A 14,872-nucleotide genomic window follows, 5' to 3' on the forward strand; every position below is an offset into this window, starting at 1 on the left:
CGGCATGTCGGAGAAGAGCCGGCTGCGGCGCACGATCAGCCGGTGGGCCAGCACCGACGACCAGCACGCCCGGGACATGCGCAAGGAGTACGGCGCGGACCACGGCCACGGTCACGACCGCATCGGCGACGCGCCGGACCGCGAGCGGGTGCGCCTGCGCGGGACCCTGCGGACGGTGACGCTGCGCCCGCGTGGCGGCGTACCCGCCCTGGAGGCGGAGCTGTACGACGGCACCGGCACCATCACCGTCATCTGGCTGGGCCGCCGGCGGATCTCCGGGGTCAACCCCGGGCGCTCGATCGAGATCCAGGGCCGGATCGGCCGGCACGACTCCCAGCGGATCATGTACAACCCGCGCTACGAGCTGATGCCGTGAGCGAGCCGCACGCCCCAGCCACGCTCGACACCGTCGAGGCCGTCGTGCGGGCCCAGATCTCGCGAGCGCTCGGTGGCCGGCGCGGCATGGTCGAGGCTGCCGTCCCGACTCTCGTCTTCACGGTCGTCTGGCTCACCACCAAGGAGCTGCGCTACGCGCTGGTCGCCAGCATCGCCATCGCCGTGACGCTGCTGGTGGTGCGGCTGGTGCAGCGCTCGACGGTGCAGTTCTGCCTCAACGCGCTGTTCGGCATCGGCATCGGCTGGGTGTTCGTCACGATCTCCGCGCGCCAGGGCGGCAGCGCCGACGACCAGGCGCTCGCGTACTTCCTGCCGGGCATCATCTACAACGCCGGCTACACCGTGGTGCTCTCGCTCACCTGCCTGGTCGGCTGGCCGCTGATCGGGTTCATGGTCGGCAGCGTCACCGGCGACCCGACCGCCTGGCACGGCGACCGCCAGGTCGTCCGGCTGTGCACCCGGCTCACCTGGCTGCTCGCCGTACCCTGCCTGCTCCGCGTGGTCGTGCAGACGCCGATCTGGGTCGCCGGCCACTCGGCCGCCATGGACCCGGACCGCGCGGTCGCGCTGCTCGGTGTCCTCAAGATCGCGATGGGCTGGCCGCTCCAGCTCGCCGCGCTCGGCGCGATGGCGTGGATCCTCAGCCGCAACAGGACCCCGGTCACCGCCGCCTGAGCGTCAACCGCCGTGGGCGGAGGGGGCGAGCAGCCGCTCGAGGTTCTCCTCGATGTCGCTCGGCACCACGAACAGCAGCTCGTCGCCGGCCTCGATCGGCTGCTCGGCGTCGGGCACGTAGACCTGGCCGTCGCGCAGGATCGTGACCAGCGCGCAGTTCTCCGGGAACGGGATCAGGCCCGCCGGCTTCCCGACGTACGGCGAGTCCGCGGGCAGCGTCATCTCGACCAGGTTGGCGTTGCCCTGGCGGAACGTGAACAGCCGCACCAGGTCACCGACGGTGACGGCCTCCTCGACCAGGGCGGACATGATCCGCGGCGTCGAGACGTTCACGTCGACGCCCCAGGCCTCGGTGAACAGCCACTCGTTGTTGGGGTGGTTGACGCGGCCGACCGTGCGCGGCACGCCGAACTCGGTCTTGGCGAGCAGCGAGGTGACCAGGTTGGCCTTGTCGTCACCGGTGGCCGCGATCACCACGTCGCAGCGGTCCAGGCGGGCCTCCTCCAGCGAGGAGAGCTCGCAGGAGTCGGCGAGCAGCCACTCGGCGTCCGGCACCCGCTCCGGCTTGATCGAGGAGGGGTTCTTGTCGATGAGCAGGACGTCGTGGCCGTTCTGGATCAGCTCCCGGGCGATCGAGCGGCCGACGGCCCCTGCCCCGGCGATGGCGACGCGCATGTCGGTCTCCTAGCTCTCGTCAGCTCTCGTCGGGGCCGGCGTCGATCGTCCGGTAGGCGTGCGCGGCGTTCTCCTCGCGCATCACCAGGTGCAGCAGGTCGCCCTCCTGGATCACGCTCTCCCGGGTGGGCAGCATGCCCTCGCCGAGGCGGTCGATCCAGGCGATCCGGCTCTTGGACTGCATCTGGAAGTCGACGGTCCGGTGGCCGATCCACGCCTCGGTGACCGGCACCTGGTCGAGCCGGACGGTGCCCGACGGGTCCCGGTAGTCAGGCTCGGCACCGGCCGGCAGCAGCCGGCGCAGCACCTGGTCGGCGGTCCACTTGACCGTCGCGACCGTGGTGATGCCGAGGCGCTGGTAGACCTCGGCGCGGCCGGGGTCGTAGATGCGCGCGACGACCTGCTGGATCCCGAAGGTCTCCCGGGCGACCCGCGCCGCGATGATGTTCGAGTTGTCACCGCTGGAGACCGCGGCGAACGCGTCGGCGCGCCGGATGCCGGCCTTCTCCAGGACCTCCTGGTCGAAGCCGTAGCCGGTGACCTTGTCCCCGTTGAAGCCGGGCCCGAGCCGCCGGAACGCGTCCGGCTCGCTGTCGATGACCGACACCGTGTGGTTGCGGTCCTCGAGGCTGCGCGCCAGCGTCGAGCCGACGCGCCCGCAGCCCATGATCACGACGTGCACGGTCGAACGCTACAACAGGCGGGCGCCGATCCCGGCGCGGATGCCCCGGGGCTCACCCACGGGGTCTAGCCTTTCCGGTCGTGAGCGTCGGTGATGTGTCGAAGCGGATCCTGCTGGGTCGCAAGCTCCGCAGCTCCCAGCTCGGGGAGACGCTGCTGCCCAAGCGGATCGCGCTCCCCGTCTTCGCGAGCGACGCGCTCTCCTCGGTCGCCTACGCCCCGGACGAGATCTTCATCATGCTGTCCCTGGCCGGCGCGTCGGCGTTCATCTGGTCCTGGAAGATCGGCATCGCGGTCGCCTGCGTGATGGCGGCGGTCGTGGCGTCGTACCGCCAGACCGTGCACGCCTACCCGAGCGGGGGCGGCGACTACGAGGTCGCCACCGTGAACCTGGGGTCCAGGGCCGGTACGACGGTCGCCAGCGCGCTCCTCGTCGACTACGTGCTGACCGTGGCCGTGTCGATCTCGTCGGGCGCGCAGTACGCCGCCGGCGCGATCCATCCGCTCAACGGCCACGAGGCGTGGTTCGCGACCCTGCTGGTGATCGTGCTCGCGGCGCTCAACCTGCGCGGCATCCGCGAGTCCGGGACGTTCTTCGCGATCCCGACGTACGCCTTCATGGTCGCGGTCCTGGGCATGTGCGCCTACGGGTTCTTCGAGCTCGTCTTCGGTGACCTGCCGATGGCCGCGAGCGCCCAGTACGACCTCGAGCCGGCGAGCGGCTACGGCGACTCGATGACCACCGCGGCCCTGATCTTCCTGCTGGCGCGCGCGTTCTCGTCGGGCTGCGCGGCGCTGACCGGTGTCGAGGCGATCTCCAACGGCGTGCCGGCGTTCCGGCGGCCGAAGAGCAGGAACGCCGCGACCACCCTGCTGCTGCTCGGCCTGATCGCGATCACCATGATGCTCAGCATCATCGTGCTGGCCAAGCAGATGGGCGTGCAGATCGTCGACCCGGGCGACCTGAGCCGCCTGAGCCTCAACGGGCAGCCCGTGACGGCCGACCAGCACCCGCTCATCGCGCAGATGGCGGACGCGATCTTCCACGACTTCCGGGCCGCGTTCTACGTGGTCATCACGGTCACCGGGATCATCCTGGTGCTCGCGGCCAACACGGCGTTCAACGGCTTCCCCGTGCTCGGGTCGATCCTGGCGAAGGACGGCTACGCGCCGCGCGCCCTCGGCTCCCGCGGGGACCGGCTCGCCTACAGCAACGGCATCCTGTTCCTCGCGGTGATGGCGATCGTCCTGATCCAGATCTTCGACGCGGAGCCCACCCGGCTGATCCAGCTCTACATCGTCGGCGTCTTCGTGTCCTTCAACCTCAGCCAGCTGGGGATGATCCGGCACTGGACGCGGCACCTGAAGACCGAGTCGGACCCCGCCGCACGCCGGCGAATGATGCAGTCGCGGGCGATCAACACCGTCGGCCTGAGCTTCACCGCGGTCGTGCTGGTGGTCGTGCTGATCACCAAGTTCTTCGCCGGCGCCTGGATCACGATCCTGGCGATGATCGTCTTCTACGTCATCATGCGCAGCATCCGGCGGCACTACGACAACGTGAACGCCGAGCTCGCCGCCGACGAGGACGACAAGATCCTCCCGACCCGGGTGCACGCGATCGTGCTGGTCGGCAAGCTGCACAAGCCGACGCTTCGCGCGCTCGCGTTCGCGAAGGCGACCCGGCCGAACGTCCTCGAGGGCGTCTACGTCTCGACGGATCCGGAGTCCACCCAGCGGCTGATGGAGGAGTGGGACGAGCGCAACCTCGGCGTACCGCTGAAGGTGCTGCACTCGCCGTACCGGGAGCTGGTCCGGCCGATCGTCGACTACGCGATGGAGATCAAGGCGGCCAACCCGCGCGGTGTGGTGGCGGTCTACATCCCGGAGTACGTCGTCGGCCGCTGGTGGGAGCAGCTGCTGCACAACCAGACGGCGCTGCGCCTCAAGGGCCGGCTGCTGTTCGCCCCCGGAGTGATGGTGACGTCGGTGCCCTACCAGCTCCGGTCGTCCGAGATCGCCCGCGAGCGCGAGGAGCGGCTCGGCGTCTGGACCCGGCCGACGGCCTACCGGACCGGCGACGTCCGCGAGAGCGGCGGCACGGACCGTCAGATCCAGCGATGAACCGCCGGCCGCGGCAGCGCCAGGCCCGGGGCGAGTCCCGGGTCGGCGAGCGGTTCGAGGCAGTGGTCGGCGCGGTCGCCCACGGCGGCCACTGCATCGTCCGGCTCGACGGGACGGCCGACGGCCCCTCCGACCGGCCTCGCGTCGTGTTCGTGCGGCACGCGATCCCCGGCGAGCGCGTGGTCGTCGAGATCACCGAGGGCACCGAGGGCGACCGGTTCTGGCGGGGCGACGCCGTCGAGGTGCTCGAGGCCTCCGCCGACCGGGTCGAGCCGCCCTGCCCGTACGCCGGCCCGGGCAGGTGCGGCGGCTGCGACTTCCAGCACGTCGCGCTACCCCGGCAGCGCCAGCTCAAGGCGTCGGTGGTGCGCGAGCAACTCGGTCGGCTGGCCGCGACCGAGGTGCACACCGAGGTCGAGGCGGTGCCCGTTGACGAGCACGGGCTGCGGTGGCGGACCCGGATCCAGTGGGCCGTCGGGCCGCGGGGCCGGCGCGGCCTGAAGAAGTACCGGTCCAACGAGGTCCTGCCCGTCGACGACTGCCTGATCACCCGGACGGACGCGCGCTCGATCAGCCGCGCGGGCACGACGCTCGACCGGCACGCCGCCGCGCTCTCGACCGTCGTGGGGGAGCGGGTCGTCGCACCGCCGTACGGCGAGCACGTGTTCGCGGTCGAGGCCGACGGCTTCTGGCAGGTCCACCCCGGCGCTCCCCGTGTGCTCGTCGAGACGGTCCTGGGCCTGCTCGAGCCGCGGCGCGGCGAGGTCGCGCTCGACCTGTACTCCGGCGTCGGCCTGTTCGCCCGGTTCCTCGCCGACGCGGTCGGTCCCACCGGTCAGGTGCTGGCGGTCGAGGCCGACCGCGGCGCCTCGCGGCACGCGCAGGCCAACCTGGCCGGCCTACCCGGGGTGGTCGTCGAGTGCGGTGCCGTGGACCGGGTGCTCGCGTCGCCGCTGCCACCGGCGTTCGGCAGCGCCGACCTCGTCGTCCTCGACCCGCCGCGCGAGGGCGCCCGGGCGCTGGTCGTCGAGCAGATCGTGGAGCGGCGGCCCCGGGCGGTCGCCTACGTCGCCTGCGACCCGGCCGCCCTGGCTCGTGACGTCGCGACCTTCCAGAAGTTCGGCTACGAGCTGCGCTCACTGCGGGCGCTGGACCTGTTCCCGATGACGCACCATGTCGAGTGCGTCGCATTGCTGACGAAAATCGGCTCTGACCTGCGCTGATGTGATCTGGGCTCTCGGGCGTGAGTCCCGAGAACGGGCCTTGAGGCTCACTGTGGGCTCACTTTGAGTTCTCGGGCTCGGTTTGTGACGCCTCACTCGCCCTGTTGGGACGGCCTGAGGAGCAAGTCGGTCGGTGGCGGCCCGGTAGTCGGGCACGACGAGCCGTCGATCGATGGAGTGCCGCTCGGTGACCGCCTTGGATGTGTGGCCGAGCTGGTTCATGGCGGCCGCGGCGTCGTAGACCTCGTCGATCTCGGTTGCCACCGTTCGGCGGAACGGGTGGGGTGACACATCCTGGAGGGCGGCGAGGTCTGCATAGTCGGCGAGCTGGCGGATATGCCACAGCCGGCCCTGGACGTCGGTGGGGAAGTGCCAGGGGCCGTTGCGGGTGATGAACACTGCGTCGAGGGCGTTGGGTGGCTGGGCAACCTTGCGTCGGCGTAGCAGCGCCGCAGCCCAGTCCGGGAGCGCGATGGGCGGCGCCCGCCGCGAGCATGCGGCCAGCGATCGCGACGCCTGGCCAGTCGAAGTCGCCGTGGTATCGAATGAGCGGGGACCGACAGCCCTTTGCTGATGTGCGACGTCGCATTCTGCTGGTGAGCCGACGTCGGCCTCTCAGCCTGATCTGATCCACCTCGCCGTCGAGATGGCGCTCCGAAACGCTCTCCGCCGAGCCGATCGCCAACCTCGTGTCAATCGGAACCGCCACGGGACACCTGGACCCCGACCTGCCGATCTGACCCCGTCCAGCGCGGCCTGGCTGGAGCTACCGGTCACCACCGTCACGCAGCGGGCGTTGGCGAAGTCCGTCACGTCCGGGTCGTCGATCCAGAAGTACGACGCTGACGAGTGCTTCGACACGGGAGGACCGTTCAGTCGGGAGAGGCCAGCCATGGGCGTCCCGACGTTGTCGACCCGCCGTCCCAGCCCGACCGGTGAGAGCCCCGACATCGCTCAGGATCGCCGAAGTCGCTTACCTGCAGCCTGAACAGATTGCGTCACGTGTCCGCGCGGGGCCCGGCTGGGTCAGTGTCGTCCTCGTCGGTGACCGTGCTGCCTGTCCTCAGGGAGTCGAAGATGTCGTCGATCATGACCCCTGTCGGGCTACGGCCGCGTTCGGTGAACCATTCGTATCGCAGCGCGCGTCGGCGGAGCGGCGAAGGAAGCCGAAGAAGCAGCGCGATCGTCCTGACATCGGTGCCCGCCGCATCGGTCGACTGGCTGGCGTGCGCCCGGAGTGCGGCGATCTTGACGCGCACCTCCCGACCCACGTCGACCCGGTGCGTGATGTCAGCTCGTGCACAGTATCCGCGCGAAACATCCGGCAGATCCGGCAGAGGCACGAGTCTGGCGATTCGCCGAAGCGCGCGAACGGCGTGGCCGAGCGAGTTCCGATCGATGGTCGCCTCAAGGACGACCGGTGTCTGCGCCAGCTCGGCAGCGCGAATCCCGACGCGGTGCACCTGCACATGGTCGGGGTGTCCATAGCCACCGTTCTCGTCGTACACGGTCAAGACGTCGGCGGCCTCCTGGGTCAGGAGTGCGGCGAGGTCGATGGCGAGTGTCTCGACGTCCATCTTGCTGAACGGGACCGTGCAACCCGGGCGGGCTCCCGTCGGGCCGGCGACGCCGAAGCCGGAGTCGGGATAACCGAGGACCTCGACCCGAGCAGCGCCGATAGCGCGAGCCGACTGCAGCAGCTCCGCCTCCCGCCGGCTGCCGAGCCCGTCAGCAGCCCAGTCCGCTCGGGCGAGTCCGGCTTCGCCCGCCGTTGCGACGACGACGACGACGCGGTGCCCTTCGGCAGCGGCCCGCGCCAAGGTGCCCGATGTCAGCAGTGCCTCGTCGTCGGGGTGGGCGTGGAACGAGACGACCGTGAACCGGTTGCCGGGCATCCGTCGTCGGCCCCGTCGTACGGTTGGGCCAGGAGGCTGGCGAGCTGAACCGGTCATGATGGAAGTCTCGTCCCCGCCACCTGAACTGCACCTGACAGGATCCCCAGCTACTCGGCCCGAGCCGCAGCTGGCATCGTTCAGGTGGGATGCAGGTAGCAACCGCGACGCTCTCCTCGTGACCGCGCTCGTGACCGACGGCCGAACGCCGCCGTCGCGACCTGAGACGAGTCCCGCAGGAGCCGGCACCCGGTGCGTCGGGCCGATCGCGTCGGGGCGTCGTCGCCGGCTCGCGGGTCGGCTCCGGTTCGTCGCTTGTGTGGCAGCAGCGGGCGCCCTGATCTGGCGCGCCCTTCCCATCCTCGCAGGTTCGACCTGGGGGGACCTCGTGCCGGCGGCCCGCGACATCCACCCCGATTGGTTGGTCGCACTGGTGCTGATCTGGGTGGCGGGTCTGCTGGTCCACACCATCACCCTGACCGCCGCTCTGCCGGGGTTGACCCATCGCCGGGCCCTGACCCTCAGTCTCACCGGAAGCGCAATCGCCAACGTCCTTCCCCTCGGCGGCGCCGCGGGAGTGGCCCTGAACTACCGAATGGCCAAGCGGTGGGGGCACTCAGGCGCCGCGATCGGCACCTACACGGTCATCACGAATGCCTGGGACGTCTTCGCCAAGTTCCTCCTCCCCGTGCTCACCCTCCCTGCACCCATGGTGGAGACCTCAGCCGTCAACCTCGCGGTCAGCTACGCGGTCGTCGGCGCTGCGCTGGCGCTTGCCACACTCACCGGTCTCGGCCTGGTCACCCTCTCCTCGCCCACAGCAGCAGCTCGTGCCGGAGGTGTCGCGGACCGGGTACTCGCTCGTTGGCTCCCGCCCGGGACGTGCCGGGAATCGCTCGTCGCTCTGCAAGCCGACACGAGCCAGATCGTCCGGACGAGCTGGCGGCGCCTGAGCATCGGGATGCTGCTCTACACCGCGCTCCTGTTCGCGTTGCTGCTCGGATGTCTGACCGCCGCTGGGGCGGGGCTGAGCATCGGTGCGGTACTCGCCGGGTTCACCGTCGAACGGCTGCTGACGCTCGCCGGGCTCACCCCCGGAGGTGCCGGGATCGTCGAGGTCGGTCTGGCGAGCACGTTGCTGACCTTCCCAGGTGCGCCGGTAGGTGTCGCGTTGGGAGTTCTGCTCTACCGCGCGCTCAGCTTCGGCCTGGAGATCCCGGTCGGCGGCATCGTTCTCGTCGGCTGGCTGTGGGTGCAGCGGCGGACTCCGTCCCGACATCAGTCGCCTACCCAACCGGCGACCCGTGGCGCGACCAGGCACGGCAACTCGGGCGACGCCGAATGCCCTGGAGTGACGGCGTGATGCGGGTACTGCACGTCACCGACTGCTACCTGCCCCGACTGGGAGGTATCGAGGTGCACGTCAGCAACCTCGCCGCCCACCAGCGCGCCGAGGGCATCGACGCTCGTGTGGTGACCCTGACCGGTGCGAGTCTGGCTATCTCCGACCCGTCATGGGTCGTCCGGGTTGGTCGCAAACCTGGACGACCGGCAACGGATCCGAGCAGGTCGGTCCTGTCAGCCGACTCGGACCTGCACGATGTGCTGGTGTCGTGGGCGCCTGACGTCGTCCACATCCACGTGTCGGTGTTCTCGCCCTTCGCGACGCTGGCAGCGCGACGCGCGAGCGCATCAGGTCTCCCCACTCTGGTCACCGTGCACTCCATGTGGAGCCGGCTCTGGCCACTCCCGGGCGTCGCTCAGACGCTCTTGCAGCTGCGACGCTGGCCTGTTCAGTGGTCGGCTGTGAGCGACGCCGCGGCGCGGCCGCTGCGCGAGATGCTCGGTCCGGAGATCGAGGTCGCGGTGCTGCCCAATGCGGTCGACCCTGCCGTGTGGCGGTCGCCGTCGAGCACCGATGCGTTGCCTCGCCCAGGCGAACGGGATCCTGCGCCGACCGTGGTGAGCGTCATGCGATTCACGAGAACCAAGCGGGCGATGCCCCTCGCGCGCATGCTCCTGCACGTGCGACGCGAACTCCCGGAGCAGACCGCAGTACGTGCCGTCGTCATCGGTGACGGGCCACAGCGGCCGCCCTTCCGTCGCTTCTTGAAGCGCCACGGCATGTCCGACTGGGTGGACCTGCCAGGTCGGCTCGACCACAGCGCGGTGTGCGATCAGCTTGCACGCTCAGACGTGTTCGTGGCTCCGGCTGAGCTGGAGTCCTTCGGGCTCGCGGCCCTCGAGGCACGCGCTTCGGGCCTTCCCGTGGTGGCCTCCGCCAAGTCCGGGATCCGAGAGTTCGTCCACGACGGTCACGAAGGGCTCCTCGCCGTCGACGACCGCACCATGGTCCAGGCTATTGCGCGCATGGTCACCGACAACGCTCTCCGCGAGGCGATCCGTGCGCACAATCTCCACACGCCGGTGATGCACGATTGGCCAGCCGCGAGCGCCCGGACACGAGTGCTGTACGACAAGGCAGTCTTGGTTGCATCGGCGAGCCAGGGACCGGTCGCCCGGACGATCGCAGCCTAGGATCGTCGCGGATGCGCCCGCCGCCGCCCCTTTCGTCGTCAGTGGCGCGCGTGGTCCGGCCGCGTAGGGACCGCCGAGATGCCCGATCCGACCGCCGTGCCGACGCCCTGTCCGGTCGGGGGTTGGTTTCGGTCTCGTCCCCGATGCCGAGAAGCCTGCCCCGCCGTCAGGTCGGCTGACCGCGGCCAGCGGTCTACCCGAGCGTGGTCAACAGAGCGTTGAGGGCCTGCTGCTCCTCGGCCTTGTCGGGATTCGCGGCGCGCACCGCCGAGAGGACGGGGTCGATCTGCTTGTCCACGTAGGTCCAGGCCTGGCAGTCCTTCGGCTGCAACGAGTCCTGGTCGTCGTCCCACGCAGTTTCCAGATCCGTGACGCGGCTTGCAGCTCCAGACTGGTCGCCGGAGTTGACGAGTTGGAGAGTGTCCTTCGCGATCGTGCGGTAGTTGTCCACGGAGGAGGCCGGGAACTTGGACGCCACGTGCTGGGTCGCCTGCTGCTGGTTGAGCGTGGCACCCGAACAGCTGGGCGCGGGTCCCTCCGCCTCGAGAGCACTCGCATGCGGCTGCTGGTTGGCCCACGCGAGGAGTCCGATGGTCGAAAACGCGACCGCGACCAGTACGCCGAGCAGCGGCCGTTCGCGCCCGGGTCGCGCATACCTGCCCGTGGGGCGCGCCTCCTCGCTCTCGATCACGTCCGCCCTGGAGATCGACAGGTAGATGACCGTCGCCAAGATCGCACCCAAGAAGATGATGCTTGTCACGAACGTCCCGAGGCCCAAACCCTTCTCACTGCTCGGCGTCGCCAGCCAGTCGCCGATGTTGGCGCCCAGCGGCCTGGTCAGGATGTAGGCGAGCCAGAAGGTGAGAACCTCGTTGGCGCCGAGCCGCCAGACCACGGTGACGATTCCGATCAGGGCCAGCGGCAGGAGCACCGACTTACCGGGGCCCCAGCCGGTCAGCTCCAAGGTCCAATCACCGGCCGCGGTACCAAGCGCGAAGGTGACCAGAACCGCCAGCCAGTAGAACGACTCGCGTGGCACGGTGACAATCGTGTGGATGGACAGTGTTCGCTCGCGGGCGTACCAGATCCCGAATACGGCAGCCAGGAGAACCGAGAAGACTGTGGTGCTGATCCAGAGGGGCACGCCAAGCTGGTCGGTCAGGATGTCGGTGTACAAGGTCCCCGTCACGCTCACGACTACGACGGTGAGCCAGTAGGCGATCGGCACGTACTGCCGAAGCGTCATCTGGACAGTCAGCACCGCGGCGAAGATCACGGTGAACAGGATCGCTGTGTCCACCAGCCCGACACCTAGGGTCATGTTGATCCAGTCGGCGAAGCTCTCGCCGACGGTCGTGCACAAGATCTTGATCACCCAGAACCAGATGGTGACTTCGGGGACCTTGTTGAGCATCTGCCGGGCCCCGATGCGAGCGGGGACTGCTTGCTGGGTCATGAGATCACGGTTTCGTGCCTTGCCTGCTAGCAACCTGAATGCGTCGCAGAGTCAGTGCGTCGGTGGAGGCCGGGGGCCGAGAGCGAGCGGGTTCTGCCCGGGTCAGGGTCGGTGAACCGAGACGAGTTGGAACCTCTCGTGGCCGCCAGCCATGTCGCCCTCCCGGATGATCCCGAGGTGCGGACCGTAGAGCTTCACCGAGACCACGGCCCTCTCGAGCCGACTCCATTCCAGTGACCGGACCACGTGGCGCACTGTGCCGTAGGCGACCTTCGCCGAGAAGCCCCGCTCCACGATCCAGGCCTGGTCCTCGGCGACCCCGCGTTGGAACTCCTGGCGGTAGGCGTCCGTCGGCTGCGGGTGGTGGGGCATGATCATCCCGGCCACGGCGTCCCCGACTCCGGCCTCCCAGGAGCCGTCACGGCTTTGTACGTCGCCGTGCCGGTTGTACGTCGCAGTCCGTTCGCCGAAGTACCAGACGTTGCCTTGGTCGTCCGCGGCGTACCAGTCCGACGTCTTCTCCGCGAGGGTGCCATCGGAGCGCCGAAGCACGTCGGAGATCACGCGGGTGCGGACGCCTTGGATCGTCTTCTTTCGATGGGTGACTGCGAGTCTCTCGGTGAAGTGCTGGCGCTCGTCACTGCCCCGATAGCGGAAGACGGTGCCCGGGCGGAGCGGGAAGTAGATGTTCGCCGCAGGGTGCTGGAAGTCTCCGGGGTCGAGCGCTCGGACAGCCTGGGTGCTGTGCGCTGCGTCGGCGGAGGTGGCGACTGTCGGCGCCGTTCCCGCCGCTCCGGCGGCCAGCACGGCCACCGCCGAGATTGCGACTCTGCTCCTCATCGTGTGCTCCTTGCCTCGGGACCTGTCTCACTGTCGACCTCGAGTCTTCATCTCGGCCGCTGAACCCTTGCTGAAGCGCGCAGGCCGCCTCCGATCGGCCGCCATCAGCCGGCGGCCAGTCTCCGTCCAGAGACGGCCCGCACGTGACCAGGAGGCCGGGGAGCCGCAGAGGGGACGGCTTGGATCCGGCGCACCTGGCGGAAGCAACTCATGCTCGCGGAAGCCTGATGGTGAACATCGCGCCGGTCGTGGTCGTCGCGGCGAGCACGTCCCCGCCGAGCGAGCGTGCTACTCGTTGCGCGATCCCGAGCCCGAGGCCGGTGCCGCCTGTCCCGGACGCGCCAACCTCGAAGATCCTTTCGCGAATCCGGTCGTCGATGCCGGGACCGTCGTCGCTGATGCTGATGGCGACGCGATGGGGCAGATCGACCGCGCGGACCGTGACTGTGGACCTGGCGTGGCTGATGGCGTTGTCCAGCACCGGTGCGACCGCGCGTAGGACGATGGGGCGCGGTCCTGCGATCCGCGCGGAGGAGTCGCTGACGTCCTCGACCAGGTCGAGGTGTACTGGAACCGATTGGCGCATCGCACCGACGACATCGCCGACGCGGCAGGTGGCAGAGGCGCCAGCGGCGGCCGGGTCCCTGGCGACGTCCACGAGCGTGGTGATCACCTCTGCCATGACGCGAGCGGCCTTCGAGATCTCCACCAGGTCGGCCCGGACGTCGTCGTCGGAGACCCCGCGCATCAGCGCGAGGTCTGCCGAGCCCTGGATCGCGGTCAGCGGCGTTCGGAGCTCGTGTGCGAGCTCAGAGGTGAGTCGCTGCTCGGAGCGGATCGCCATGGCAACACGATCGAGGAGATGATCAAGTGTCTCCCCGAGCTGGCAGAGCTCGTCGTCGGTTGGGCCGAGGTCGAAGCGGTGGTTGAGGTCGTGCTCGCTCCAATCGGCGGCACGTGCGGCCATCTGGGTAACGGGTGCGAGGGCCTGAGAGGTGACCCGTCGCGCGATGATGACCGCGAGTGCGATCGCCAGCAGGCCGATACCGATCGTTGCGGCAAACGCGTACATCTCTGCACGCTCGTACGGCGAGGCTTCCTGGCTGACGACGACCACGCCCCGTTGGCCGTCTGGAGTGGTGAACGGCACTGCGAGGAGTCGGAGCTCCTCGTTCGCGGCGGCCGTGGTGGGAACGGTCACATTCGCCAGATCGTCCGCCTCGTCTCGCGCCTCGGTCTCGATGGTGCCGGCGACCAGCTGGCCGCCTTGGTCGTAGACGCGAACGCCTGGCTCGACGGCGTCAGGAGGGACCTCGAGGGGCGTGCTGGCGCGGGACTGAGCATCCACCACACCGATGACCGCGTCGGCGCGCTCGGCCAGTACTCGGTCGATGTCGCGGTGCGCAACATAGCCGAGTAGCAATTGGACCCCGATGCCGACGCAGACCATCACGACGGCCATGAGTGCCACGGTCGACGTGACGATCCGCCCGCGGAACGAGGTGGGCGTCAGCCTCAGCAGCGTCTTCGACACCATCCTCATGACGATCGCCCTTCAAGTCGCGGCGCGCCGCCGGGTCGGAATCCCGACCTGTCGGATCCACCACCGGCAAAGATCACCTGAGCGTCAGCCCTACGCCGCGGACGGTCTGCAGACGAACCGGGGACTCGACGTCCGCCAACTTCACCCGTAGCCGTCGCACGTAGGTGTCGATGGTGTTCTCACTGACCATCGCACCGTCCGGCCAGGCTGCGGCGACCACGGCGCGACGCCGCACCACCTCGCCAGGCCTCGAGGTGACCGCTGCGAGCATGCGGAACTCCGTCGGCGTCAGCAGCACCTCCTTGTCCTTGCACACCAGCGAGTGCCGGGCCGGGTCAAGCACGAGGTCACCGGGCGATTCAGCGACAACGATCCTTCCGCGCTTCGTCAGCGCCTCCACCCGCGCAATCAACTCCTTGAGGTCAAACGGTTTGGGAAGGTAGTCGTCGGCGCCGGCGCTGAAGCCGGCAAGACGGTCGTGCACCGCGCCGAGCGCGGTCAGGAAGAGCACAGGCGCGGTCTGCCCGGCTGAGCGCAATGCCATGCACACGTCACGGCCGTCGGCGTCGGGAAGTCCGATGTCGAGGATGAGGACGTCCAGCGCATCGTCCTCGGCGAACAAGCGAACGGCTTCCCGTCCGTCGTGTGCGGCGATGCCGACATGATCCGCATGGCGGAGTGCGCCCAGAACGATCCGCCGGATCGACGGGTCGTCCTCACACAGTCCGATTCGAGCCATCGCCGCCGCCTCTCTCCTGACTCAGAGAATGCGCAGCCAAACCTGAAACGTACCTGACTGTCGCCCCGCCGCCGGCCGTTCAGGTTGCCT

Annotated in this window: 14 protein-coding genes; 6 read left to right on the plus strand and 8 right to left on the minus strand. The window is 69.3% G+C overall.

All coding sequences use genetic code 11. The features are described 5' to 3' along the window. Window positions 1-4 precede the first annotated feature (4 nt). Together N538_RS0101465 and N538_RS0101470 are read left to right on the plus strand one after the other, a co-directional pair. Complete coding sequence (locus N538_RS0101465; protein ID WP_028635817.1) at window positions 5-376, plus strand: OB-fold nucleic acid binding domain-containing protein; 372 nt, start codon at window positions 5-7, stop codon at window positions 374-376. Further along, window positions 373-1,071: a DUF3159 domain-containing protein gene (locus tag N538_RS0101470; RefSeq protein ID WP_028635818.1), complete on the plus strand. Its 699-nt coding sequence runs from the start codon at window positions 373-375 to the stop codon at window positions 1,069-1,071. Before N538_RS0101465 ends, N538_RS0101470 begins: the two co-directional genes overlap by 4 nt. 3 nt (window positions 1,072-1,074) lie before the next feature. Here the strand turns inward: N538_RS0101470 and N538_RS0101475 are convergent, their stop codons facing one another. Together N538_RS0101475 and N538_RS0101480 are read right to left on the minus strand one after the other, a co-directional pair. After that, window positions 1,075-1,746 (minus strand): potassium channel family protein, encoded by a 672-nt coding sequence (locus tag N538_RS0101475; RefSeq protein ID WP_028635819.1) that lies wholly within the window; start codon window positions 1,744-1,746, stop codon window positions 1,075-1,077. Window positions 1,747-1,765: 19 nt separating this feature from the next. Next, on the minus strand, window positions 1,766-2,428 hold the full coding sequence (locus N538_RS0101480; RefSeq protein ID WP_028635820.1) for a potassium channel family protein: 663 nt from the start codon (window positions 2,426-2,428) through the stop codon (window positions 1,766-1,768). Between the two features lie 80 nt (window positions 2,429-2,508). Here N538_RS0101480 and N538_RS0101485 point away from each other — a divergent pair, with 80 nt between their 5' ends. Together N538_RS0101485 and N538_RS0101490 are read left to right on the plus strand one after the other, a co-directional pair. After that, the gene (locus N538_RS0101485; RefSeq protein WP_028635821.1) at window positions 2,509-4,551 is read left to right on the plus strand and encodes an APC family permease; all 2,043 of its coding nucleotides are present in this window, start codon (window positions 2,509-2,511) and stop codon (window positions 4,549-4,551) included. Next, window positions 4,548-5,774, plus strand: coding sequence for a class I SAM-dependent RNA methyltransferase (locus N538_RS0101490; protein WP_028635822.1), 1,227 nt, complete (start codon window positions 4,548-4,550; stop codon window positions 5,772-5,774). The genes N538_RS0101485 and N538_RS0101490 overlap by 4 nt, the downstream gene beginning before the upstream one ends. Window positions 5,775-5,832: 58 nt before the next feature. Here N538_RS0101490 and N538_RS29640 read toward each other — a convergent pair whose 3' ends face one another. Next, on the minus strand, window positions 5,833-6,363 hold the full coding sequence (locus N538_RS29640) for a DUF2399 domain-containing protein (protein WP_442937132.1): 531 nt from the start codon (window positions 6,361-6,363) through the stop codon (window positions 5,833-5,835). Window positions 6,364-6,772: 409 nt separating this feature from the next. After that, on the minus strand, window positions 6,773-7,669 hold the full coding sequence (locus N538_RS23320) for a PIG-L deacetylase family protein (protein ID WP_051548572.1): 897 nt from the start codon (window positions 7,667-7,669) through the stop codon (window positions 6,773-6,775). A gap of 175 nt (window positions 7,670-7,844) precedes the next feature. Here N538_RS23320 and N538_RS0101500 point away from each other — a divergent pair, with 175 nt between their 5' ends. Further along, window positions 7,845-9,029, plus strand: coding sequence for a lysylphosphatidylglycerol synthase transmembrane domain-containing protein (locus N538_RS0101500; RefSeq protein WP_197025205.1), 1,185 nt, complete (start codon window positions 7,845-7,847; stop codon window positions 9,027-9,029). Beyond that, a complete protein-coding gene (locus N538_RS23325; protein WP_231496107.1) occupies window positions 9,029-10,204 on the plus strand; it encodes a glycosyltransferase family 4 protein in 1,176 nt (391 codons plus the stop codon). The genes N538_RS0101500 and N538_RS23325 overlap by 1 nt, the downstream gene beginning before the upstream one ends. 193 nt (window positions 10,205-10,397) lie before the next feature. Here the strand turns inward: N538_RS23325 and N538_RS0101510 are convergent, their stop codons facing one another. From N538_RS0101510 to N538_RS0101525, 4 genes are all read right to left on the minus strand, one after another. Continuing rightward, entirely contained in the window at window positions 10,398-11,660 is a 1,263-nt protein-coding gene (locus tag N538_RS0101510; RefSeq protein WP_028635824.1) for a COG4705 family protein, read from the minus strand. A 102-nt stretch (window positions 11,661-11,762) separates the two neighbouring features. Further along, a complete protein-coding gene (locus tag N538_RS27065; protein WP_051548576.1) occupies window positions 11,763-12,500 on the minus strand; it encodes a hypothetical protein in 738 nt (245 codons plus the stop codon). 208 nt (window positions 12,501-12,708) lie between these two features. Further along, window positions 12,709-13,962 (minus strand): sensor histidine kinase, encoded by a 1,254-nt coding sequence (locus tag N538_RS23335; protein ID WP_197025206.1) that lies wholly within the window; start codon window positions 13,960-13,962, stop codon window positions 12,709-12,711. Between the two features lie 154 nt (window positions 13,963-14,116). After that, complete coding sequence (locus tag N538_RS0101525) at window positions 14,117-14,782, minus strand: response regulator transcription factor (protein ID WP_028635825.1); 666 nt, start codon at window positions 14,780-14,782, stop codon at window positions 14,117-14,119. Window positions 14,783-14,872 lie beyond the last annotated feature (90 nt).

Source organism: Nocardioides sp. URHA0032 (assembly GCF_000620645.1).
GTDB lineage: Bacteria > Actinomycetota > Actinomycetes > Propionibacteriales > Nocardioidaceae > Nocardioides.